24 protein-coding genes and 1 pseudogene are annotated in these 23,190 nt (G+C 65.4%); 20 read left to right on the plus strand and 5 right to left on the minus strand.

Going from position 1 to position 23,190, the window contains the following annotated elements; translation table 11 throughout:
• Positions 1 to 145: 145 nt before the first annotated feature.
• From atpB to nucS, 10 genes and pseudogenes are all read left to right on the plus strand, one after another.
• Positions 146 to 937: a F0F1 ATP synthase subunit A gene (gene atpB, locus H8R18_RS02590; protein WP_227712851.1), complete on the plus strand. Its 792-nt coding sequence runs from the start codon at positions 146 to 148 to the stop codon at positions 935 to 937.
• 50 nt (positions 938 to 987) lie between these two features.
• Positions 988 to 1,206, plus strand: a complete 219-nt coding sequence (gene atpE, locus H8R18_RS02595; protein ID WP_191072050.1) for an ATP synthase F0 subunit C — start codon at positions 988 to 990, stop codon at positions 1,204 to 1,206.
• Between the two features lie 5 nt (positions 1,207 to 1,211).
• A complete protein-coding gene (locus H8R18_RS02600) occupies positions 1,212 to 1,766 on the plus strand; it encodes a F0F1 ATP synthase subunit B (protein WP_191072244.1) in 555 nt (184 codons plus the stop codon).
• A 10-nt stretch (positions 1,767 to 1,776) separates the two neighbouring features.
• Positions 1,777 to 2,604, plus strand: coding sequence for a F0F1 ATP synthase subunit delta (locus tag H8R18_RS02605; protein ID WP_191072049.1), 828 nt, complete (start codon positions 1,777 to 1,779; stop codon positions 2,602 to 2,604).
• 26 nt (positions 2,605 to 2,630) lie between these two features.
• The gene (gene atpA, locus H8R18_RS02610) at positions 2,631 to 4,271 is read left to right on the plus strand and encodes a F0F1 ATP synthase subunit alpha (protein ID WP_191072048.1); all 1,641 of its coding nucleotides are present in this window, start codon (positions 2,631 to 2,633) and stop codon (positions 4,269 to 4,271) included.
• 2 nt (positions 4,272 to 4,273) lie between these two features.
• Positions 4,274 to 5,205, plus strand: a pseudogene (locus tag H8R18_RS02615) (F0F1 ATP synthase subunit gamma).
• Between the two features lie 23 nt (positions 5,206 to 5,228).
• Positions 5,229 to 6,674: a F0F1 ATP synthase subunit beta gene (atpD, locus tag H8R18_RS02620; protein WP_191072046.1), complete on the plus strand. Its 1,446-nt coding sequence runs from the start codon at positions 5,229 to 5,231 to the stop codon at positions 6,672 to 6,674.
• A gap of 22 nt (positions 6,675 to 6,696) precedes the next feature.
• Positions 6,697 to 6,963 (plus strand): hypothetical protein, encoded by a 267-nt coding sequence (locus H8R18_RS02625; protein WP_191072045.1) that lies wholly within the window; start codon positions 6,697 to 6,699, stop codon positions 6,961 to 6,963.
• 9 nt (positions 6,964 to 6,972) lie between these two features.
• Positions 6,973 to 7,413, plus strand: coding sequence for a DUF2550 family protein (locus tag H8R18_RS02630; protein ID WP_191072044.1), 441 nt, complete (start codon positions 6,973 to 6,975; stop codon positions 7,411 to 7,413).
• Between the two features lie 31 nt (positions 7,414 to 7,444).
• Positions 7,445 to 8,143 carry an endonuclease NucS gene (gene nucS / locus H8R18_RS02635; RefSeq protein ID WP_191072043.1) on the plus strand — a complete coding sequence of 233 codons (699 nt, stop codon included), beginning with the start codon at positions 7,445 to 7,447 and terminating at the stop codon, positions 8,141 to 8,143.
• 8 nt (positions 8,144 to 8,151) lie between these two features.
• Here the strand turns inward: nucS and H8R18_RS02640 are convergent, their stop codons facing one another.
• A complete protein-coding gene (locus H8R18_RS02640) occupies positions 8,152 to 11,487 on the minus strand; it encodes a hypothetical protein (RefSeq protein WP_191072042.1) in 3,336 nt (1,111 codons plus the stop codon).
• Positions 11,488 to 11,547: 60 nt separating this feature from the next.
• On the opposite strand from H8R18_RS02640, the gene H8R18_RS02645 reads away from it, so the two are divergent.
• From H8R18_RS02645 to H8R18_RS02660, 4 genes are all read left to right on the plus strand, one after another.
• A complete protein-coding gene (locus H8R18_RS02645; protein ID WP_191072041.1) occupies positions 11,548 to 12,780 on the plus strand; it encodes an N-acetylglucosamine-6-phosphate deacetylase in 1,233 nt (410 codons plus the stop codon).
• The gene (locus tag H8R18_RS02650; protein ID WP_191072040.1) at positions 12,781 to 13,074 is read left to right on the plus strand and encodes a hypothetical protein; all 294 of its coding nucleotides are present in this window, start codon (positions 12,781 to 12,783) and stop codon (positions 13,072 to 13,074) included. It abuts the gene before it with no gap.
• Positions 13,075 to 13,115: 41 nt separating this feature from the next.
• Positions 13,116 to 13,946, plus strand: a complete 831-nt coding sequence (locus H8R18_RS02655) for an alpha/beta fold hydrolase (protein ID WP_191072039.1) — start codon at positions 13,116 to 13,118, stop codon at positions 13,944 to 13,946.
• A gap of 65 nt (positions 13,947 to 14,011) precedes the next feature.
• On the plus strand, positions 14,012 to 14,764 hold the full coding sequence (locus H8R18_RS02660; RefSeq protein WP_191072243.1) for a nitroreductase family protein: 753 nt from the start codon (positions 14,012 to 14,014) through the stop codon (positions 14,762 to 14,764).
• 80 nt (positions 14,765 to 14,844) lie between these two features.
• On the opposite strand, the gene H8R18_RS02665 is transcribed toward H8R18_RS02660, so the two are convergent.
• Positions 14,845 to 16,206, minus strand: a complete 1,362-nt coding sequence (locus tag H8R18_RS02665) for a cellulose-binding protein (protein WP_223875364.1) — start codon at positions 16,204 to 16,206, stop codon at positions 14,845 to 14,847.
• Positions 16,207 to 16,677: 471 nt separating this feature from the next.
• Between H8R18_RS02665 and H8R18_RS02670 the strand changes: the two genes are divergently transcribed.
• The 4 genes from H8R18_RS02670 to H8R18_RS09105 are packed head-to-tail and all read left to right on the plus strand — an operon-like array spanning position 16,678 to position 19,162.
• Positions 16,678 to 17,283, plus strand: coding sequence for a hypothetical protein (locus H8R18_RS02670; RefSeq protein ID WP_194189361.1), 606 nt, complete (start codon positions 16,678 to 16,680; stop codon positions 17,281 to 17,283).
• Positions 17,284 to 17,298: 15 nt separating this feature from the next.
• Positions 17,299 to 17,688, plus strand: a complete 390-nt coding sequence (locus H8R18_RS02675; RefSeq protein WP_194189362.1) for a hypothetical protein — start codon at positions 17,299 to 17,301, stop codon at positions 17,686 to 17,688.
• The gene (locus tag H8R18_RS02680; protein WP_191072037.1) at positions 17,685 to 18,683 is read left to right on the plus strand and encodes a hypothetical protein; all 999 of its coding nucleotides are present in this window, start codon (positions 17,685 to 17,687) and stop codon (positions 18,681 to 18,683) included. Before H8R18_RS02675 ends, H8R18_RS02680 begins: the two co-directional genes overlap by 4 nt.
• Before the next feature lie 44 nt (positions 18,684 to 18,727).
• Complete coding sequence (locus H8R18_RS09105) at positions 18,728 to 19,162, plus strand: thioredoxin family protein (protein ID WP_227712853.1); 435 nt, start codon at positions 18,728 to 18,730, stop codon at positions 19,160 to 19,162.
• Positions 19,163 to 19,400: 238 nt separating this feature from the next.
• Here H8R18_RS09105 and H8R18_RS02690 read toward each other — a convergent pair whose 3' ends face one another.
• On the minus strand, positions 19,401 to 19,589 hold the full coding sequence (locus tag H8R18_RS02690) for a hypothetical protein (RefSeq protein ID WP_194189415.1): 189 nt from the start codon (positions 19,587 to 19,589) through the stop codon (positions 19,401 to 19,403).
• A gap of 135 nt (positions 19,590 to 19,724) precedes the next feature.
• Here H8R18_RS02690 and H8R18_RS02695 point away from each other — a divergent pair, with 135 nt between their 5' ends.
• Together H8R18_RS02695 and H8R18_RS02700 are read left to right on the plus strand one after the other, a co-directional pair.
• Positions 19,725 to 19,979 carry a GNAT family N-acetyltransferase gene (locus tag H8R18_RS02695; RefSeq protein WP_194189363.1) on the plus strand — a complete coding sequence of 85 codons (255 nt, stop codon included), beginning with the start codon at positions 19,725 to 19,727 and terminating at the stop codon, positions 19,977 to 19,979.
• Positions 19,976 to 20,308 carry a hypothetical protein gene (locus H8R18_RS02700; RefSeq protein WP_194189364.1) on the plus strand — a complete coding sequence of 111 codons (333 nt, stop codon included), beginning with the start codon at positions 19,976 to 19,978 and terminating at the stop codon, positions 20,306 to 20,308. Before H8R18_RS02695 ends, H8R18_RS02700 begins: the two co-directional genes overlap by 4 nt.
• 586 nt (positions 20,309 to 20,894) lie before the next feature.
• Here H8R18_RS02700 and H8R18_RS09110 read toward each other — a convergent pair.
• Complete coding sequence (locus tag H8R18_RS09110) at positions 20,895 to 21,188, minus strand: alpha amylase C-terminal domain-containing protein (RefSeq protein ID WP_227712854.1); 294 nt, start codon at positions 21,186 to 21,188, stop codon at positions 20,895 to 20,897.
• 12 nt (positions 21,189 to 21,200) lie between these two features.
• The gene (gene glgB, locus H8R18_RS02705) at positions 21,201 to 23,138 is read right to left on the minus strand and encodes a 1,4-alpha-glucan branching protein GlgB (RefSeq protein ID WP_227712855.1); all 1,938 of its coding nucleotides are present in this window, start codon (positions 23,136 to 23,138) and stop codon (positions 21,201 to 21,203) included.
• Between the last annotated feature and the right edge of the window lie 52 nt (positions 23,139 to 23,190).

A 23,190-nucleotide genomic window follows, 5' to 3' on the forward strand; every position in this document is an offset into this window, starting at 1 on the left:
GCGCGGACCCAGGGCCGTGTCGACGCGGGGCGGGTCATGGCGATCCGTATTCGCGCGCTAAACTGGTGAGCGTTGCGCTGGCATCTAGGAGGCCAAGACATGCCGAGTCTGGGGCAAGGGAGGTTCCCTCGTGGGTAGTGCGAGTGTGCTCGCAAGTAGCGGGGTTGTAGCGGCCGGTTTTCACGCTCCCAGCATCGACGAGCTGTACCCGGACCCGTACGCGTTTATCGGTACCCCGTTCGAGATGAACGCAGTGACGACGAACCGCCTCGTCATGCTCGTCGCTTTTGTCGTGTGCGCCCTGCTGTATGTGACCCGGGCGAAGGTCGTCCCCGGGCGCGCCCAAACGGTGTTTGAATCGGCGCTGCTCTTTTGCCGCGAGTCGATCGCCGAGCAGATCCTCGGGCGCACCATGGGGCGTAAGTACGAGAAGCACATCATGTCGATCTTCTTCCTCGTGCTGTTCATGAATCTCGCCGGCATCATCCCCGGCCTCAACCTGGCCGGGACCGCTCTGCCGGGGATGCCCCTGCTCCTCGCCGTCTTCTCGTGGCTGTTGTTTATCTGGGCAGGTATTCGCGAACAGGGTGGGCTGAAGTTCCTCAAATCCCAGCTGTTTCCGCCCAACGTGCCGTGGGTCCTCTACATCTTGTTGACCCCGATCGAGTTCGTCTCGACGTTCATCGTCCGCCCGTTCACGCTGTTCGTTCGTCTTCTCGCCAACATGGTCTCGGGCCACTTCCTGTTGACCCTGACGCTGGTGGGAACCAACTTCTTCGTCTTCTCGGCGCTGGGCGCGATGAAGGGCTTTGGGCTGCTGACGTTGGCCGCCGCACTGGCCTTCACGCTGTTCGAAATGCTCGTCGCGTTTTTGCAGGCCTACATTTTTGCCATCCTGACCGCCGTCTACATCAACTTGTCTGTGCACGCGCACTGATTGGATCTGCTGTCCCATCTGGGCAGTCCGACAACACAAAGGAAAGAAACATGACTGGTTCCATTGCCGTCCTCGCAACGATCGGTTACGGTCTGGCCACCCTCGGCCCCGGCATCGGCCTGGGGATCCTCATCGGTAAGACGCAGGAGGCGACGGCTCGCCAGCCCGAGCTGCGTGGGTCGTTCTCGACGACGATGTTCATCGGTATCGCCTTCGTTGAGGCTCTGGCGCTGATCGGCGTCATCATGGGCTTCCTCTTCCGCGCGTGATCGTCATGTACGCGATGAATCTTCTTCCGGCCGCCGCGGAAGGGGAGACGCCGAACCTGCTGTTCCCGACGCTTCCCGACCTCGTGTGGTCGGCCATCACCATCGCGATCGTCTTCGTCGTCATGTGGCGCTTTGTCGTGCCGACGTTCACCAAGACGATCGATGAGCGAAACGCCGAGATCGAACGCGGGGTTTCCCTGTCGAAAGAGGCCGAGAACATCGTGGCCAACGCCCGCACGCAAGCCGACGCCGAGGTGGCTAAGGCGCGCGTTGAGGCGTCCGACATTCGCGCCCAGGCTCAGGAGCACGCCGCAAAGACCGTCGCACAGGCGAAGTCGCAGGCTGATCAGGAAGCCCGCCGCATTGTCGAGCGTGCGCAGCGCGAGATCGACGCGAACCGGCAGGCCGCCGAGATCTCGCTGCGCACCGACGTGGGGCTGCTCGCGTCCGAGCTGGCCGAAAAGATCGTCGGCGAGCAGCTGAAAGACCGCGAGTTGTCGGGACGCGTCATCGATCGCTTCCTCGATTCGCTGGAGGTTGAGGCCTCCCAGAAAGGCTGAGTGAGAGTTCATGCGGGCATCCAGTGAGGCGGCGCGGGAAGCCGGTCGCGACCGTCTGATCGCGCTCATTGCCGAGGACGGCGAGACGGCACAAACCCTGTCGGGTGAGTTGTTCGCCCTCGCCGACCTCCTTAATGACCAGCCGAAGGTCGCGGCAGCGCTCACCGATCCCACCCGCGCCGGTGAGGATCGGGCGCGGTTGGCCGAACGGTTGTTGACGTCGGTGACGCCGGCGTGCCGCGACATCGTGGCGACGATGGCCCGGCAGCGGTGGTCGCACATCGATGACCTCGCTCATGCCGCCGACGACCTGGGTGCTCAGGCTCTCGCAATCCACGCGCGTTCGCGCGGGGTCAGCGAGCAGCTGCGCAACGATCTTTTTGATGCCGAAGAGGTGATTGCGAATCACCGTGACCTTCGCATCACGCTGAGCGAACGCGGTCAACTGAGCGCGGGCGATCGCGTTGGCATCATTCACCGGATCTTTGACGGAAAAGTCTCGCAGGACGCGGTGACCCTTCTCGAACGCGCTGTGCGGGCGGAGGGGGCGGGGCATATTGCCTCGACGCTTCGCCGCTACCGCGACGACGTCGCGGCTATCGAGGGAGTGACCATCGCGACGGTGCACGCGGCGACGACGCCCACCGAGGAGCAGGTGGAACGCCTGCGGCGCGCATTGAGCACGAAGATGGGGTGCGACGTCGTCCTCAACGTCGCCCAAGACCCCGAACTTGTAGGGGGCATGCGCGTGAGCGTCGGCTCCACAATTTATGACGGCACGATCCGTTCGGCACTCGACGAGGCCGAGCGGCGCCTGGCCGGAAAGGCCCGCGCGTAGGCGCGAAAGGGAGGGAGAGACAACTCATGGCTGAACTGTCCATCACGACCGATGACATCCGGGACGCGCTGAACGAGTACGTTCGCGACTTTGACCCCCAACGCGCGAGCGAGGAAGAAATCGGCGTCGTCGTTCAGGCGGCCGACGGCATTGCTCGCGTCGAGGGACTGCCCGGTGTCATGGCGAACGAGCTCGTTCGCTTCAGCGACGGGTCCCTCGGGCTGGCCATGAACCTCGATGAGCGCGAGATCGGCTGCATCGTCCTCGGGGATTACTCAGGTATTGAGGAGGGCGACGAGGTCCACCGCACGGGTGAGGTCCTTTCGGTCCCCGTCGGAGACGGCTACCTCGGTCGCGTCGTCGACCCCATGGGAAACCCGCTCGACGGGCTTGGCGACATCGCCGATCTCGAGGGGCGACGTGCGCTCGAGCTCCAGGCTCCCGGTGTCATGCACCGCAAGTCCGTTCACGAGCCGCTGCAGACCGGCCTGAAGGCCATCGACTCCATGATCCCGATCGGGCGCGGCCAGCGCGAGCTCATCATCGGCGACCGTCAGACGGGTAAGACGACGATCGCCACCGACACGATCATCAACCAGCGCGAGAACTGGGAGTCGGGGGATCCGAATAAGCAGGTCCGCTGCATCTACGTCGCGATCGGGCAGAAGAACTCGACGATTGCTTCGCTGCGCAACACCCTCGAGGCCGGCGGCGCCATGGAATACACGACGATCGTCGCCTCGCCGGCATCTGATCCCGCCGGCTTCAAGTACCTGGCTCCCTACACGGGATCGGCCATCGGCCAGCACTGGATGTACGGCGGCAAACACGTTCTCATCGTCTTCGACGATCTGTCGAAGCAGGCTGAGGCCTACCGCTCGGTGTCGCTGCTGCTGCGTCGTCCGCCGGGGCGCGAAGCCTACCCGGGCGACGTCTTCTACCTGCACTCGCGTCTGCTCGAACGCTGTGCCAAGTTGTCGGACGAGCTGGGCGGCGGGTCGATGACCGGCCTGCCGATCATCGAGACGAAGGCGAACGACGTCTCCGCCTACATTCCGACGAACGTCATCTCGATCACCGACGGACAGATCTTCCTCCAGTCCGACCTATTCAACGCCAACCAGCGCCCGGCCGTCGACGTCGGCATTTCGGTCTCGCGCGTCGGCGGCGACGCCCAGATCAAGGCGATGAAGAAGGTCGCGGGAACGCTGAAGATTACGCTGGCCCAGTACCGCTCGATGGCGTCGTTCGCGATGTTCGCCTCCGACCTGGATGCGACGACGAAGCGCCAGCTCAACCGCGGTGAGCGGCTCATGGAGCTGCTCAAGCAGTCGCAGACGTCGCCGTTCGAAGTCGAAGATCAGGTCTGCTCGATCTGGGCGGGAACCAACGGCTACCTCGACGACATCGAATTGGCCAAGGTGCGCGATTTTGAGCGCGATTTCCTCGACTACCTCCACCAGCACACGTCAGTGCCCGACACAATCAAGTCGACCGGTGAGCTGAGCGAGGACACGGAAAACGAACTGAAGGAAGCCGTCGAGGCATTCCGTCGCACGTTCGTCACCGAGGGCAAGGCGCTCAGCGGCCAGGTTGACCTCGCCGAGGAAGACATCGTCGAGCCGGAATACGCCGAGGAGACGATCACGCGGGGTAAGCGAGGCTAGATATGGCCGGACTTCAACGCGTTTACAAGCAGCGAATTCGGTCGACCGAGACCCTGGCAAAGGTGTTTCGGGCGATGGAACTCATCGCTGCCTCGCGCATCGGTGCTGCCCGCGATGCCGCGTCCTCGGCCAACCCGTTCGACCGCGCGATCACACATGCGGTGGCGGCGCTCACTCAGCACTCGACGATCGAGCACCCGATGACGTGCGAGCGCACGGACACCAAGCGGGTCGCGATCCTCGCCGTTACCGCGGATCGCGGGATGGCCGGGGCATATTCGGCGTCGATCTTGCGCGCATGCGACGATCTCGTCGAGCGGTTGCGCGAGTCGGGCCGGGAGCCGGAACTCTACGTCGCCGGACGACGCGCACGCTCGTACTACAGCTATCGCGGCATCGAGGTGGCTGGTGCCTGGGAGGGCGAATCTGACCGTCCCAGCGAGCAGATGAGCGACGACATCGCGCGCACCCTCACCGACCGACGTTTATGGCGCCGGCCGAGGACGGAGGAATCGCCGAGGTCTATGTGCTCTACACCCGCTTCCACAACATGGTCAAGCAGGTTCCCGAGATTCGTAAGGTGCTGCCGTTGAAGGTCGTCGACGACACCGACCGCGACTACCTCCTCGACGAGGGCCTGATTCCCGAATCCGTGCCCGAGCGGATCATGCCGCTGTACGAGTTCGAGCCCAGCCCCGAAGTCGTTCTCGACATGTTGCTTCCCATGTATGTGCGCTCGCGCATTCGCAACGCCCTGTTGCAATCGGCGGCGTCAGAGCTGGCCAGCCGGCAGACGGCGATGCACACGGCGAACGACAACGCCCACGAGATGATCGCCACCTACACCCGGTTGGCGAATGCGGCCCGTCAGGCCGAGATCACCACCGAGATCACGGAAATTGTGTCCGGAGCCGACGCGCTGAGCGGCAGCTAGGACAACTGAGTAAGGAATAGACGATGACTGATACCACTGAGGCGACCGTTGGTCGGGTGGCCCGTGTCACCGGCTCGATTGTCGACGTTGAATTTGCGCCCGACGCGATGCCGGACATGTACAACGCCCTGCGCACGACGATTACCATGCCTGACGACGATGGCGGCCACACCGAGCAGGAGCTGACCCTCGAGGTCGCTCAGTACCTCGGCGACAACATGGTCCGCTGCCTCGCGCTCAAGCCGACCGACGGCCTCGTGCGCGGGCAGAAGGTCACCGACACGGGATCGGCGATCACCGTTCCCGTCGGCGATGTCACCCGTGGCCACGTGTTCAACGTGACCGGTGAGTGCCTCAACCTCGCGGACGGCGAGGAGCTTGAGATCACCGAGCGGTGGCCGATTCACCGCCAGCCCCCGGCTTTCGATCAGATCGAGTCGCAGACACAGATGTTCGAGACGGGCATCAAGGTCATCGACCTGCTGACACCCTACGTGCAAGGCGGCAAGATCGGTTTGTTCGGTGGTGCCGGCGTCGGCAAGACCGTTCTCATTCAGGAACTCATTCAGCGCGTGGCCCTCGACCACGGCGGCGTCTCGGTGTTCGCCGGCGTCGGTGAGCGCACCCGTGAGGGCAACGACCTCATTCACGAGATGGAAGAGGCCGGCGTTTTCGACAAGACGGCGCTCGTGTTCGGTCAGATGGACGAGCCGCCGGGGACGCGTCTGCGCATCCCGTTGACGGGGCTGACGATGGCCGAGTATTTCCGCGACGTGAAGAATCAGGACGTGTTGTTGTTCATTGACAACATCTTCCGCTTCACCCAGGCCGGCTCTGAGGTGTCGACGCTGTTGGGCCGGATGCCCTCCGCGGTGGGCTACCAGCCCAACCTCGCCGACGAGATGGGCCAGCTTCAGGAGCGCATCACCTCGGCCGGTGGACACTCGATCACGTCGATGCAGGCCATCTACGTGCCCGCCGACGACTACACCGACCCCGCTCCCGCGACGACGTTCGCGCACCTGGATGCGACGACCGAACTCTCGCGTGACATCGCCGCGCGCGGTCTCTACCCGGCGGTCGACCCGCTGGCATCGACATCGCGACTGCTCGATCCCGCGCTCGTGGGGAAGGAACACTACGAGGTCGCCACGCGCGTGAAGTCGATCCTGCAGAAGAACAAGGAACTCCAGGACATCATCGCTATCCTCGGCGTCGACGAGCTGTCGGAAGAAGACAAGGTCACGGTTGCGCGTGCGCGCCGCATCGAGCAGTTCCTGTCGCAAAACACCTACATGGCCGAGAAGTTCACGGGCGTCGCGGGCTCGACGGTGCCGCTGTCCGAGACCATCGAGGCGTTCAAGCGCGTGTGCGAGGGACACTACGATCACGTCCCCGAGCAGGCATTCTTCAACATCGGCGGCATCGAGGATCTCGAACGCAACGCCAAGGCGATGGCCGAGGACTGAGCGGCGCGGGAAGGAGTGGCAGATGGCTTTGCAGGTCAGCATCGTCAGCCGTCAGGCCGAGCTGTTTCGCGGCGAGGCCACCCACGTGGCAATTCCGACGGTGACCGGCTCCCTGGGGATCCTCCCGGGTCGCCAGCCTCTGCTCGCCGCGATGCAGGCGGGCACGGTCGACCTCACGCTCGTCGGTGGCGGCACCCGAAGCATCGACGTCGACGAGGGGTTTGCGTCGGTGGATGAGGACGAGGTCACCATCGTCGTCGACCGTCAGATAGGGGATCAAAGCGAGTAGGCTAGGTCCATGAATCCCTGGATCTGGTGGCTGCTTGTCGCGATTGCGTGCGTCGCGCTTGCCTGTGTGAGCGCGACGTTCGCGTATCTGTTCAAGTTGCGCCGCAGGTTCAAGGGCGACGGCTCGTTCCTCGCGTCCTACCGTGCTTCCGCCGGTGATGGGTGGACCGAAGGATTTTGTTCTTACGAGGCGACAGCGCTGAGCTGGTACAAGCTCGTCTCGCTGTCGATGCGTCCCCACAAGACGTGGTCGCGATCGGGGATGAGCCTCGGGCATGCAACGAGGCGAACAGATAACGAGGGAACCGTGTGGATTGCTGTGCCGGTCACAGCCGATGGCCACCGGTTCTTTCTTTTTCTCTCCGAGGCCGACTATAACGGGTTGATCTCGTGGTGCGAGGCGGCACCGCCGGCGCGCCCGACGACGGGGGTCACCTACTCGCTCGACTAGCGCGCCGGGGCGGCTGTTAGGATCTTCTCCCGTGCGTGTGTGTGTTGCTGAGTGCAGTGTCGAGTATTCGGGACGCCTGGATGCCCATCTTCCTCGGGCAATCCGCCTCGTCATGGTGAAGGCCGACGGATCGGTGCTCATTCACGCCGACGGGGGATCCTATAAGCCGTTGAACTGGATGGCACCGCCGTGCACGCTGAGCGAGCGCGCGCCTGACGAGGACGAGGTCGCCGGCGAGGTCGAGAGAGTGTGGGAGGTCCGCCAGACCAAGACGGGTGACATGTTGCGTATCAGCATCCACGAGATGATCTCTGAATCCACCTACGACCTCGGCGTCGATCCCGGGCTTGTCAAGGACGGGGTGGAAAAACACCTGCAAGCCCTCCTCGCTGATTCGCTTGAGGGCGTACTGGGAATGGGATGGCGCCTCGTGCGTCGCGAATACCCGACTCCCGTTGGCCCCGTCGATCTGCTTGCCATCGATCCCGAGGGCATCCACGTGGCCATTGAGGTCAAGCGCCGCGGCGAGATCGATGGCGTCGAACAGTTGACGCGTTACCTCGAGCTGCTGCGTCGCGATCCCCGTTTGGCAGATATTCGGGGAATGTTTGCGGCTCAGGAAATCAAGCCGCAGGCGCGCACCCTCGCCGAAGATCGTGGCATCGCGTGTGTCGTGCTCGACTACGACGCGATGCGCGGCATGGATGATCCCGACTCGCGTCTGTTCTGAGTGACGCGCTAGGACGTGACCAGCGACGTCGCGAGTAGCCGGGTGAGCTGCTGCGTGTGATCGTTCCCAGACGGGGAATCAATGACGGCTTGGGCCTCGGGGCTAACCTGCACCATGACTCCCTTCTCAATGCTGATGTGGTCGGCGTAGACGATGATGGCGATGGTGCGTGGCAGCGCGTCGGCATTTGGGCTGATTGTCGGCGCGAGCAGACCCGGGAATTGGTAGCCATCAACGTTGGCGAGTACGTCGTGGGGTGCCGCCTGTGCAGAGGTGATGACGAGATGGAATGGAGCGGGTAGCCGCGTCGTCTCGGCGGCGTGCGCGACGGCGCGCTCATCGAAGAGATTGCCCGGGTCGGTGACGGTGATGCTGGCGGGCTTGTAGCTACTGGTGGTGTCGACGGGTGTCGTCCACGACGTGACCCGGCGTTCGGTGGGACTATACGTGCCGATCGAGGCCCACGTGAGGGCCCCGACGATGATGAGGACAACGATCCAGCGACCCCAATCACCGGGCGTGCTCAACCGCGCCCACCCGGGAGCACGGTAGCGAGCCGTGTCAGGAATATCGGTGAGCGCGCGCCAGCCGAGATCCTCTTCACTGAGGTGGTCGCTGACGTCGTCGAGTCCGCGGACGATGGCCGTTGCCCGCCACTGCGTCGCCATGCGATCGAGCTGGCGAAGCGCACGGGTTCCCCCGTAGCGGTCCGTGAGCACGGATTCGCTCAGCTGGATGAGAGCGTGCTGATCGACGGCATTCATCGTGGGAGCGAGAGTCGCGCATGTCATCACCTCGCGTTCCCACTGATGACGCCAGCCGGGACCGCGCGAGAGGATAGAGCGTACGCGCCACAACGATGCCTGCTGCAAAGAGACGAGCTGAGCCAGCCGTGCCTGTTCGTCAAGGGGTCCCGCTCCCTCGGAGCCACGGCCAGCGACCGCGAGCGCGCGGTTGAGATTCTGGGTCCAGCGCTGCCACCGCTCGTTGAGAGTCGACTCGTAGGCCGGGTAGGCGGTGGAGAGGGACAGGACTTCAAGTTCGAGGCGATCGGTGTCCATCACGGCGCGCGTGAGGTAGCGATCAACGCGGGCCGCCATGGCGCGCGTGCGCGAGCGTGAGCGGTGGATCGCCGAGGCCGCGCCGCCCACGATGACGAAGGCGATGAGCGCGGCCCCGCCGGTGCAGACTCCGAGGACGAGCGGGTGGATACGGGTACGAGCAATCGGCGCCAGGCCGGCGGTCGTGATGCCCCGCGAGATGTGAGCGGTTGCCACGAGGCCGTTCCACACGAGAAGGTCGGGTGCCGAGTTCGACATGACGATACGCGGCGAGCCACTGGCGCCGTGGTAGGACGCCTTATCCAGGTTTCCTCGCAGTTTCGCCTCGCCGGCGAAGACGTAGGGGATCAGGCGTTCTGCGCTATCGGAGTACAGCACCACCACGACGATGCCGGTTTCTGAGACCGGCACGTACGCCCGATCCGTCGGCAGGGAGGCGGCCCCTTCGACCGGCTTGAGCACGGGCGAGAGGCAGCGTGACAGGTCGATGTTCGCCTCATCTGAGCACGCGTCGATCTCGCGCACGGCGACGACGATGTCCGGTGAGGCGGCGGTCGCGAACCCTAGGTGGCTCAGATTCTCACGCAGAACGTCAGCCGACTTCACGAGGCCATCGGGGTCGTCGATCGTCACCGAAGCCGGATGGCGCAGTGCGGTGTCGGAGGCGCGTTCGGGCAGATAACCGGCGCCGGGGAGGGCGGGGGAGGCGCTCGCGTATACGCTACCGGGCGACCACGTGGCCGACTCGGATTCCCAGGCCATCTGAAGAAGCGGCGAGAGGATGCCGATGACGAATGCCACAAGTACGGCGATGGCCATCGCGCGCGGGGTGAGCGGCGTCAGCAGGCCGGTTCCGCTCAGAGTGCGATGATTCTGCGGGGTCTGGCGGGCCTGCTTGAGGATCGCGTGGTTGTCGATGGCTCCGGGCGAGCCGGTGACGTCGTCGGCGGGGACGAGGTCGAGGCCGAGGATCTGTCCGGGGACAGCAAACACGTCGGTGCGGGGGTAGGTCTGGCCGCGATCGCGAGCGTAGCGCGCGAGGGGCCAGTGAATGCCCGACTCGATGTCGTTGGCCAGATCGGTATAGGCGGCAAACGCCGTCGCATCGTCGGCGCGCGTGGCCACATCGAAACGGTGGCGCCACCCGAGCGCGCTCGACTGCAACGAGTCCTTGCCGATCGTGAGGGCGTTTGCCAGCACGTCGACCTCGTTCAGTGCGGCTCGCAACGCCGCTTCGAGACTTGCGCGCGCACTGTCGGCTCCCGCATCGTCGCCGGCTTCGGCGAGCAGAGCATCGCGCCCCTCGTCGACGATGGCGCTGAGCCGGTCGAGATAGAGCAGGCGCTCATAGCGCGAGCGCGCCCACAGTGGCTTGTCGTCGTGGTCGTCGGCCAGTTCCGCGCACAGTTGCGTGTAACGCAGCTTCCACGCCTCGAAGCGTTTGTCGAGGTTGCCCTCGGTAGTGAGGCAGTGCAGCGCGAGGTCGTCCAAGCCCAATGATGCCTCTTCGAAACGTGCACTGACGCGCTCGGCCATCTTGCGACGCGTGGCACGGGAACTGCGCGGCCTCGTCATCGTTTGACGCAGCGAATCGATGCCCCACAGGGCGACGATGCCGATAATGATCCCGAGCATGACCGCGGCACTTCGCGGCACGTTCGTCGTGAAGTCGTCGCCGGCCTCGGCCTGGGCGAGATCTTGGAGGGCACCAACTATCGCGTCGGCGTCGAGATCGTCGTGAACGAGGATGCGCTCGAGACGCGCCTGGACGTCGTACGCCGATCGCCCGCCGGCGGTTGTTGCCTCCTCGAGGACATACTGCCCGGAATACGGGTCGACGCATAGATAGACGACGGGGGTCGAGTAGTTCGGGGCCGAGCGCAGCTCGGGAAACGCCTGGCGTTGATAAGTGCGATCTGTCGTCGAACAGGTGACGACGCCGCGGGCACCGGGATTGTCGTAGCGGGTGATGCCGAGGTTATCGACGTGGGCCTGTGGGGTCGGCGGCTGCGTGCGAGCTGCGATCGCTACATAGAGGTCGACCCGGCGTCCCCACTGGGTGCGGGCGAGACGCTTTTCGAGGTCGCCGGTGTCGATTGACGAATCATGGTTGTCAACGCGCACGACGTGCGGATGGAGTCCGACGTGATAGATCGTCGCTGTCACATTCGTCAGGATCAGGGACGCCCCGATGCTGGCGGCGAGAACGACGAGGACGAGGAGGGCGCGCCAGCCTCGTCCTCGAGATGAGCGAGGTCGTGGCGGCGTGGCAGTCCCGTGCATGCCCCTATTATGCGCTTGCGCTATGGGTGCAAGGAGGGCCTTGTCTGCCATACTTGAGCCATGGGATCGTCTGTTTACGCCGTGCGCGGTCGCGTTGTTTTGCCTGATCGAATCCTCACCGACGGGGTGGTCGTCGTTGCCGGAGACGCCATCGCTTGGGTCGGTGAATCCACCGACGCGCGTGTGGCGGGATTTGGCCAAGAGGTCCTCGATGCCGAAGCGCCCAGCGACGATCGACTGATCCTCCCCGGACTCGTTGACGTCCATTGCCACGGCGGGGGCGCGCAGTCCTTCCCCGATTCGACGTCGAAGGATCAGGCGCTCACGGCGGTCATGGAGCATCGGCAGTGGGGGACGACCTCGCTCGTCGCGTCGCTGGTGACGGCGTCGCCGATGGTGCTGCGCGAGCGCGCCGAGATGCTTGCCGATCTGGCCGATGCCGGGCAGATCGCCGGGATCCACTTCGAGGGGCCCTTCATCGCGCAGGGGCACTGCGGCGCCCAGGATCCCCGCCATATTCAGTCTCCCAACCCCGCGTTGACCCGTGAGCTGCTCATCGCTTCACGCGGGCACGCCGTGTCGATGACAGTTGCGCCCGAAAAGCCCTACACGATGGGGCCCGGCGGCGTCGCCGAGACGCTGGTTGACGGTGGTGCCGTGGCCTCGTTTGGTCACACCGACACCAACGCTCAGCGCATGCGCCAGGCGTTGCGCGAGATCCGCGAGACGATTGCGCGCTCGCCGATGCCGCGCTGCGCCCACGCAACGGTGACGCACCTGTTCAACGGCATGGCCCCGATGCACCATCGCGACCCCGGTCCGGTGCCCGAGATCCTCGCCGATGCCGCCGGTGGCGGAGTAATCGTCGAGATCATTGCCGACGGCGTCCACGTCTCGCCCGAGCTGGTGCGCAACGTCTACGAGCTCGTTGGCCGCGAGCAGATCGTCTTCGTCACCGACGCCATGGCGGCGGCCGGTGTTGCCGACGGTGCCTATGTTCTGGGTGGGCAAGAGGTCGAGGTCAGCGACGGCGTTGCCCGGTTGGGCCGCACGGGCGCCATCGCCGGGGGAACGGCGCATCTCATTGACGTCGTCCGCACCGCGCATGCCGCCGGGATTCCTCTCGTTGACGCTGTCTACATGGCCTCGGTCCAAGGCGCGCGCATTCTTGGCAACGACCAGGTAGGCCGCATCGGGGAGGGCTACCGGGCTGATCTCGTCGTTGTTACCCCCGACCTTGAGCCGATGCGGGTCATCTTCCGCGGTGACGACGTCGTCGGGGGCGAAGCATAGATGGCACGGCGCTCTGGCAAGCGCCCCTATGCCAAGCCGCATCGGCGTCTCGACATGACGCGGCTGGCCTCGATGCCTCGTAGCGAGGAACGCGGCGAGCGCAGCTTCCGGGTTCAGCACGTCAGCTCCGGGCGCAAGCCCTACACGTGCCCGGGATGTCTGAGTGAGATTCCGCAGGGGACGGCCCACGTCGTCGTGTGGGCGACCGATCAGTTCGTATCGGCCGAGCGCATGGTGGAGGGACGACGCCACTGGCACGCTTCGTGCTGGCATAGGGGCCTGCGGCCGGCGTGAGGGTAGCCACCAACGATGGACACAAGCGGTAAGGAGAAAAGATGAGCGCAAATAGTTCTCTGGCGCTGTTTAAGCGCGACGCCGACCACGTCGCGACGCGCACCACGCTGATCCTGCTGCCGCCGTTTCCTTTCGATCACCGCATGTGGGAGGCAGTGGCGCGTCGCTTCGAGGGAATCCCCGTCATTGCCGTGGATCCGCCGGGGTTCGGCGCGTCGATGCTGCCGAGCGAGACTCCCGCCCTCGAGCTGTACGCCGATCTCGTCGCGGAATCTATCCGTGCTCACGGCGTCACCTCCGCTGTCGTGTGTGGCAACGGGATGGGCGGGTATGCGGCGATGGCCATGGTCGAGCGTCACCCGCGCCTCGTGCGCGGCATCGGACTCATCGGCACCCACGCCGCGATTGACGAGCCAAGCGTGCGGGCGCGACGCACGGAAATGGCGATCACGGCCTTCATGGGGCGTGCCCAAGACGAACTAGTCGACGAATTGCCCGCGATGGTCTCGCGCGAGACTGCTCGCGATCACTCCGACGTCGTCGACATGGCCGCGGGGTGGGTTCGCGGTGCCCGCGATGATGCGATTGCCTGGGCTCAACGCGCCATGTCGATCCGGCCGGGACGGTTGGAAATGCTGCAACGTGCCGATGTCAAGGGCGTCGTCGTGCGTGGCGAACAGGATCGCTACACCACCGCCTCGCAGGCCGATCAGCTGGCGCGGGCGGTGGGAGAGTCCTATGTCGTCAACGTTCCGCGTGCCGGACACCTGATTCCCATCGAGCAACCGGGTGCGGTGGCGCGGGCGGTGCTCGGCCTCTACGCTCGCTGCCTGAGAGGCAACGTTGCGACCAGACGAAAGGATGATGAGTGATGACGCACGCCGCCGAGGCCGATTGGAGCGTATCGGAAGCAAGCACCGAGGTGCCGAGCGCACCGGTGATGACCCCGACGATCGCCACCCAACTCGCGCATCGGACGATCCGCTCCTACACCGATGAGCCGGTGAGCGAGGAGGCCATCGCCTCCCTCTACGAGGCGGCCCGCCGCTCGGCTACGTGGGCGTTTTACCAGCATCGGACAATCATTCGAGTGCGTGACCCCCGCATTCGCCAGGTCATCGCGCACTCGTCGACTCAGCCCTACGTGGCGGCCGAGCGCGGCGAGCTGTTCATCTTCGTCGTCGACCTGTATCGCAACTCGCGCATCCGCGCCGAGCAGGGTGTCGATTCCGAGTGGTACCACACGACGCAGGCATTCCTCACGGGGGTCGGCGACACGATGCTGGCCGCGCAGAACTTCGTTGTTGCGGCCGAGTCCATGGGTCTGGGCACGGTGTTCCTCGGCTCGATCGGTCGCGAGGTTCGCGAGGTCATCTCCGCACTCGAGCTACCCACCCTCACGTACCCGCTGGTCGGTGTCCTCGTGGGGCACCCGGCCGAGAAACCGCAGATCAAGCCGCGCCTGCCGATTGCGGCGATGACGGCGTGCGATACCTACCCGATGCGAGAATCGGTATGCGAGGCACTGGCCGACTACGACGAGGTCGTCCAGACGTATTACGACCTGCGCGACACGAATCGTCGGGTCGACTCGTTCACCCGGCAAATCGCGACCAACCCGGGGCGTGGGGGAGCCGAAGTCACCGACGTGCTCGCGGTCCTCCACGATCAGGGGCTGGCGCTGCGCTAACAGCAGCGAGGGTAACGGTACGCGAAACGGTGAGGGGGGCGGAACCAGGTGGTTCCGCCCCCCTCACCGTTGTCGTTGGACTAGTTGAACAGGTCGGTCGTGCGCGCCTCGTCGGAGCCGCGAGCCGGTGACGCCGCGTTCGCGGCTGCGCGAGCGGCCTCGGCCTGAGCCGCGACGGCGGCCTCGACGTCGCCCTGCTGGGCCTGGACAGTCGCCGGCAGTTCGCGCAGCGGGGTGAGTCCCTCGATGCCCGTGGCGGTTTCCGTGCCCAGGAGACCGCGCATCTCCTCGAGGTAGGCGGCCACCGACTCGCGCTGACGGTCGAGCTTTTCGACGGTCCGTCGAGCGGCAGCGCGCTCGGACTGCGCCTCGATGCGCGCGGCCTCACGGGTCTGCTCGGCCTCGGCCTCGGCGGCGGCAATGGTCGCTTCGGCAGCACGGCGTGCGTCCTCTTGGCGACGACGGATGACGGCATCGGTATCGGTGAGCAGGCGCTCGGCGCGCTGCAGGGTCTCGCCCAGGTGCTTCTCGGCGTCGGCTACCTGGGCCTTGGCGGCGGCCACCATCGCCGTGGTTTCCGAGCGGGCCTGCTCGTGCGCCTGGGCATCGGCCTCGCGCGCCGCGGCGCGAGCGGCGGCGATCTCGGTCTCGGCTTCGTGGCGCTGCTGGGCCATCTCGGCTGCCAGCTGATCGGCGTCGACGCGGGCCTGCTTGAGGATGCGGTCGGCCTCGACGCGGGCGTCGGCGAGCAGACGTTCGGCCTCGCGGGTGGCGTCCTCGCGTGCCTTGGACGCCTCGCTCAGCGCGGCCTCGCGCACCTGCTGAGCCTCGGCGGTGGACTCGGTGCGCAGTCGCGAAGCCTCCTGCTCGGCCTTGACCCGCATCTCGACGTAGTCTTTTTCGGCCTGGGCCCGCTGAAGTTCGGTCTCGCGATCGACCGTCGCCTTCAGGTCGTTGATCTGGGTGTTGGCCTCGGCGCGCAACCCCGCGGCCTCGCGCTCGGCGGCGGCGACGAGTTCGTCGGCGCGGTGCTGGGCATTGGTGAGGACGGTTTCGGCCTCGGTGGCCGCCGTGGTCGTGCGCTCTTCGGCCTCGCGGCGAGCCTCCGAGATGAGCGAGGCGGCCTCGGCCTCGGCGCGCTCCGTCATGTTCTGGGTGTTTTGGCGTGTGGCGTCCAGAAGCTTTTCCGCTTCCGTGTTGGCCTTGTTGATGACGGCCGTGGACTGCTCTTCGGCCGAGCGCAGCAGCTGTTCGATGCGTGCGCCAATTCCTGTGTAGGAGGAGCGGTCGGCGTTACGCAGCTGGTTCTGGGCACCCGCCAGCTGCTCCGACAGGGACACGTTGCGCTTATCGACGGAATCGAGCTTCTGCTCCAGCTCGGAGATCTGATTCGTTAGCGTCTGAATCTGCAGATCGACCTGGACGCGGTCGTAACCGCGCATGACGATCGGGAAATCGGTCTGCTCTTCCACTGTGATGGATCCTCCTACGCCCACTGAGCGCGCCTGTCAAAGATGTCGTTGCCGCCAGTGTACATGGGACGAGGGCGGCGAGTTCGCCTCCTAGGCTAGTCCGGATTCGCCGCGATTGGCAGCAAAGTTACCGAGCTGTCGCTTCGCTCACCATCAGTCACAAACGTCACGTTAGGCGCAGCAGTAACGGTACGGATAGAATGGCCACGTCCGGACCGTGTTCGAGGGCGCGACGCCAGGGGTAACGCGTCCACTCAACCGAAGGAGAGCCCGCGTGGCCACTGTTTTTCGTCGATTCTGGCTGGCTTGGCTGGTCGCCGCAATCGGCCTCGTCCTTATCTGTGCCGGGATCGCGACGGCGACTGTGTTCCGTCCCTCCGACACACAAACGGCGACGTTGCCTTCGTCGGTGGACTCGCAGATCGTCGTCACTCGTCCGGCGTGCTGTCGCTATATTCGAGCGACCTCACGGTGAAGGCCTCGGGACCCGCTGACACGGTCGTCGCCATCGGCCGCTCGACCGACGTCGCTGGTTGGGTCGACGGCATGGCGCACACCCGCATCGATGGGATCGACACCGACGGCACGCTGCTCGTCTCGACGGTCAAGGCCACCGGCGACGCCCAGGTGTCGTCGCCGGCTGATTCCGATATGTGGGCGGCTTCGCGTCAGGTGACCAAGGGATCGGCGAGCCTCGAGTGGCCCCAGCACAACGACGGGCAGTGGTCGCTCATCGCCTACTCGCCGTCTGGCGCCCCGAAGGTGAGCCTGGAATGGCACACAGGTGTGAAGACGCCGTGGCTGTGGCCTCTCGTCATCGCCGGCATTATCGCGCTTCTCCTCGCGGCCCTCATCGCCTGGTTGAGTGCGCGCCGACTTCGGCGGGCCGATGCTGGGCACGTTGACGAGCGCCCGGCCACGCCGACCGAGGTTGACGAGTGGGGCAACCCCGTGGCTCAGGTCGCCGCTACCGACGAGCCGGCTGATGAGCGCGAGGCCGAGAGCGACATCGCCGCGGATCTCCCGTCGAAGACGACGAGCAGGTGAGCGAACGCGAGGCCGATGACAGCATCGAGGCGCAGCAGGAAGCCGCGTGGGACGCGGCCGACGACGAAGCTGGCGTCTACGACCCCACGACGGGGTACCGCACCCTCGCCGCACCTGCCGCGTGGGCAGAGCGAGGAGCGCGAGGAACAGGTGGACGACCAATCGTCTGCGGAGTGCACCATTCCGGCGCCGCCGCCTCTGTCGGCGCACACCCCCTCGCGCAAGCAGATGCGCGAGGCCCGCAAGCGGGGCCAGGCGACAATCGAGATCGACGGCGTCAAGTACCCCACGGGCCTCATTCCCGTCGTGCGCGATCAGGTGCTCGCCGTGTCGGACTCCGAGGAGGGTGCCGACATCGACGAGTTTGGAGGCGACAGCGTCTTCGGTGAGGAGCCCCGATCGTGAGCCGACACCACCTTCGTGGCCTTGCCGCCTGTGTGAGCGCCGCCCTGCTGGCCAGCGGAGTGGCCGGGTGCGGGCAGTCGCAGCTGCGCAGCGACGCCGAGCTCGACACTTCGGCTTATCCGGCCTTGTCGACGACGCAGGTTGATGACGTCCTCGACTCGCTCGCGCACACCCTGGAAACGGCAGACAAGGACCGCACGTCCGAGTCCCTCCAGGCGCGCCTAGAAAACCCGGCGCTATCGATGCGCCTATCGCAGTACCGCCTCAACGCCGCCAACAAAGACCTCGCGGTGCCCTCCCTCGTCGCCGACCCGGTGGCCGTCAGCGTCTCCAAGGGACCGGCCTGGCCCCGGGCGATCCTCGATGTTACGGGGGCCGCCGACGGCGCCACCCCGCTCGTCCTCGTGTTGCGTCAGGCCGACGCTCGCAGCCCCTACCGGCTGTGGCAGTGGATGCATCTGCTTCCCAAACAATCCGTCCCGCCGACGGCTGCCGTGGCCGCAGGTTCCCAGTTGCGCGACGCGGCCGACGGCAAGGACTTGGCAATGAGCGGGCAGCAGGCGAAAGACGCGTGGGCGAAGAGTGTCACCGACGCCGATGCCCAGAAGAGCGCCGGGATCGACACCGATGAGTTCATGGCGAATATCCGCGATGAACAGAAGAACTGGCAACAGGCCATCGGTCAGACGGGGACACTGTCCTACACGGTATCTCCGGCCGACGATCTCCTCGTGTTCTCGGATGAGGACGGGGGAGCGCTCGTCGCCACGTCGTACACGTACCGCACCGACGTCGCCATCAAGTCCGGCGAAGGTGGCATCGAGATGGGGGGCGACGTCGGGGCTCTCCTCGGTGAGGGCGGAAAGGTCACTGGCAAGGCGCACTGGACCTACACGATCACCGTCCTCATCCACGTTCCCGCGGCGGACGCCGATAACGCCTCGACCCGCGTCATCGCCGGCGAGAAGGTCCTCACCGAAGCGACGCGCGACTGACGCGCTAGCCTGGGTGGGTCTCGATAGCGAAGGAGAAACGTTTCATGGCCGATACCTCTGAACCCACGGTGAGCCCGGCACAGACCTACGGCGCCGTCGATCTGTCGGCCACGCCCGCGATTCCACCCGCCGCGGCCGGGGCCGACGACGTCGCAGGTGGAATTGATGCGCCCCTCGTCGTCGACGTCACCGACGCGACGTTCGAGGACACCATGAACCTGTCGATGCAGGTACCCATCGTCCTGGATTTGTGGGCCGAATGGTGTCAGCCGTGCAAGCAGCTGGGACCGATCCTCGAAGAGGCCGTACGCGAGCTGGGAGGACGCATCCAGCTCGCGAAGGTCGACATTGACGCCAATCCCGGATTGGCCCAAACCTTCCAGGTTCAGTCGGTGCCCACCGTCATGGCCTGCTTGGCGGGCGACCGATTCCTCTGTTCCAGGGGGCACAGCCGCGTTCGGCAATTGACGAGGTATTGACGAAGGTGTTGCAGCCGCCGAGCAGATGGGCCTCGCCGGGCGGTTGCGCGCGAGGGCGGAGAGCCGGCCATCAGCGAGGAAGACCAGGCGATCGCCGATGCCACCCGTGCGGGCGAATACGACCGAGCCATCTCCCTGGTGACGAAGGCGATGACGAACAACCCCTCGCGCAAGGTCGCCTATGCCAAGCAGCGGCCTCGATTGAGCTACAGGCTCGCCTGGCCGAGAAACGCGGATGCTACCGACCCGATGGCGATGCCGACCAGTTGTCGCTCACGGCAATGAACCGGCGGCCTATCGCGTGCTTTCTGACGTCATCTCGTCGGTGAGCGGTGATGAACGCGAACAGGCGCGGGCTCGTCTCGTCGAATTGTTGCGCGTGGGCGAGGACGCCGACGCCGTAAGGAAGCCCGCGCGAAGCTGTCACGACTGTTGTTTAGGAGATCCCATGACCTATCGGTTTCGACAGGGTCGATGTGAATGACGCCGACGAGCTGACTCGGCACATCATCTTTTGAGATCGGCTCTTTCACGAGGCTGCCCCACAGACAGCCGACCGATCATGGCAGAGGCGATCCGCTCCGATCGCACGCGCATCGTCGAGGCGAGGCCTCAGCGTCCGCGCCACGACTTGGAAGATACGATCGCCGCAGCGTGCTGGACCTCGCCCTCGCGCCTCACGCTGCGGCCCGGGCACGCCGTCGACTCAGCGACGGTGAGCCTCATGGGCGTTGCGTCCACGCATACGCGACGCGGACTGATGACTCGGCTCATGGGTGAGCATCTCGCTACGGTGTCGCCCAGGGCGCCTGCGTGAGCGTGCTGACGGCCTCGAGCGCGCAGCTGTACCGACGGTTTGGCTTTGGCCCGGCGACAAGAGTCCGTGCGGCGACCATCGATATTCGTGAGCCGCTGACGTTTAGGCACCCTCCGCGCGGCGACGTCGTCGAGATCGATCCCGAGGCCGGTGTCGACGAGCATCGACGGCTCTATGACGCGATGCGGCTGGCCATTCCAGGTGCGACCACTCGCTCGCATGCCCAGTTCTCATCGCCTCGGTTGGATATGCGCAGCTACGAGAAGTCCAGACCATCCGGCGCTTCATTCACCTGTGCGACGGGGAGATCGACGGCCTTGCGACAGTAATTCCGGCAACCGACGGCGATGAGGCGAAGCTGCGCCTCAACGACCGTGTGGACGACTCCGGACGCCGCGACGGGTTGATCGGAGACTATCGAGAATCGAACTCGTCAACACGCTGACGATGTGGGGAATCATGCCGCACGGTTGGCGGCTCGTCTCACCGATCCGCGGCGCATCACGATCACCCGCGACGACGATCACATGTGGATGCGGATTCTCGATGTCGCTGCCCTCCTGCGAGAACGCGAGTGGGCCGGTGAGGGCGAGGTGCTCCTATACGTGAGCGATCCCCTCGATGCACTCAGCCCCGTGAGGGGGATCGGCGACGAGCCGGCTGCCCGTCCCAGACGGGGACATACCGCGTGCGCGTTCATGCGGGACGGCCGATGTCGAGCGCGTCGGTACAGACGCTGAGCAATCGCAGTTACGCATCAGCCTCGATGACCTCGCGGGCTCTGTACTTCGGCTACACGGAACGCCCATGTTCTTGCCGACGCCGGTCTGCTTAGCGGCGATGCAGCGGCACTCGGGCGGCTTTTGCCACGGTGCGTCAGGCCGCACAACTCCGGCCAATTTCTAGGACATGACCTCAACGGGAGCGGGTGCCGGAATGATCTCCGGATGCCCGCCCCCGTGAAGTGTCTGAGCGACTAGTCCGCCTTCGGCCGCAACCACAGGCGCCCAGGGGGGAACGCGCAGCTCGACGGAATACGGCATGCCCATCCACGGGACCTCTTCGGCGCGAACCGAACCGAGAGTTGACCACGCCCGAGCCGCCGAATTCCTCGGCATCGGTGTTGAGGACCTCTTCCCAGTCCCCGCCCTCGGGAAGCCCCAACCGGTAGCCCTCGTGCGGCACCCCGGCGAAGTTGGAGACGCACACGAGGCGGTGCTCCTACCCGTCCTGTCCGCGACCGTGACGCTGGAAGGCGATGACGTTGTGCTCGCCGTCATTGGCCTCGATCCAATCGAAGCCCGTGTGCTGGTCGTCCCCACAGGGCAGGAATCGGCGCGGTAGAGGGCGTTCAGGCGGGCAACGAGGTCGCGCAGCTTGGCGTGGCGGGGTCGTCCATGAGCCACCAGTCGAGCGATCGCCCGTCGTTCCATTCGCCGCCTGGCCGAATTCCTGTCCCATGAACAGCAGTTGCTTGCCGGGGTGAGACCACATGTACGCGTAAAGGGACCGCAGGCCGGCCAGTTGACGCCAGTGATCGCCGGGCTGCTTGGCCAGCAGCGAGCCTTTCCCGTGGACGACCTCGTCGTGAGACAGCGGCAAAATGTAGTTCTCGCTGAAGGCATACACGAGCGAGAACGTGAGTTCGCCGTGGTGCCACGAGCGGTTGACCGGATCCTCGCTGAGGTAGCGCAGGGTGTCGTTCATCCACCCCATGTTCCACTTCAGCCCGAACCCGAGGCCGCCGGCGTCGGTCGGCGCTGTGACGCCCGGCCACGCTGTGGACTCCTCAGCGATCATGACGATGCCGGGGTGGAGGCGATAGGCCGTCGCGTTGGCCTCTTGGAGGAACGAGATGGCCTCGAGGTTTTCGCGGCCGCCGTAGATGTTGGGATGCCACTGACCGTCGTCACGGGAGTAGTCGAGGTAGAGCATTGAGGCCACCGCGTCCACGCGCAAGCCGTCGATGTGGAACTCGTCGAGCCAGTACAGGGCGTTGGCCACGAGGAAGTTACGGACCTCGCGGCGACCATAGTTGAACACCAACGTGCCCCAGTCGGGCTGTTCACCGCGCGTCGGATCGGGATCCTCGTACAGCTTCGTCCCGTCGAAATTCGCCAGCGCCCACTCGTCGCGCGGGAAGTGCCCCGGCACCCAGTCAAGGATGACGCCGATGCCCGCCTGGTGCAGGTGGTCGACCAGATAGCGGAAATCGTCCGGCGTGCCAAAACGCGACGTGGGTGCGAAATAGGACGTCTGCTGGTATCCCCACGAGCCGCCGAACGGGTGCTCGGCTACCGGCATGAACTCGACGTGAGTAAAGCCCATCTCGGTGACGTAGTCGACGAGCTCTTCGGCCAAGTCACGGTAGCTCAGGCCCTGCGACCACGACCCGATGTGAACCTCGTAGACCGACATCGGCTCGGTGTGGGGGTCACGCGTGTCACGCGCGTCCATCCAATCGCCGTCGCCCCACTCGTGGAAGCGGCGGGTGACGACGGAGGCCGTCGCCGGCGGCACTTCGGTCGCGCGTGCCATGGGGTCGGCCTTTTGGAACCACGAGCCATCGGGCCCGCAGATCTCATACTTGTAGCGCGCCCCCACTTCAACGCCGGGGATGAACAATTCCCACACGCCGGATGACCCGAGGGTGCGCATCGCCGAGCCGGAGCCATCCCAGTAATTGAAGTCGCCGACGACGCGCACGGCCCGCGCATTGGGAGCCCACACGGCAAAGGATGCCCCGTGAACCTCGCCGAGCGTGCCGTCGTAGTGGCGCACGTGAGACCCCAGGACGTTCCACAGCTTTTCGTGGCGCCCCTCGCCGATGAGGTGAAGGTCGAGGTCGCCCAACGTCGGCAGGAACCGGTAGGGATCGTCGACAACCGAGGTGACGTCGCCGTAGGTGACGTTGACCCGGTAGTCGGGAACATCCTCGCCCGGCAACGTTGCCACCCACACGCCGTCTTGCTCGTGCACGGCGTCGATCGTGTCGTCGGGTGTGACGATCTGGACGGCGTCAGCCAGGTGCTTGACCGTGCGGATCGTCACCAGGCCGTCTCTCACGTGCGCACCCAACACCGAATGCGGATCGTGATAGCGAGCCTGCGCAACGTCAGCAAGGACCTGCGGATCTACGGGGAAAGGCGTCGTATCCATGTCTCAAGGGTGGCACGTTCCGCGCCCGGGTGGGGTGGAAACGGCCCGGCGT

Origin of the sequence: Nanchangia anserum (assembly GCF_015240065.1) — a bacterium.
Taxonomy (GTDB): Bacteria; Actinomycetota; Actinomycetes; order Actinomycetales; family Actinomycetaceae; genus Nanchangia; species Nanchangia anserum.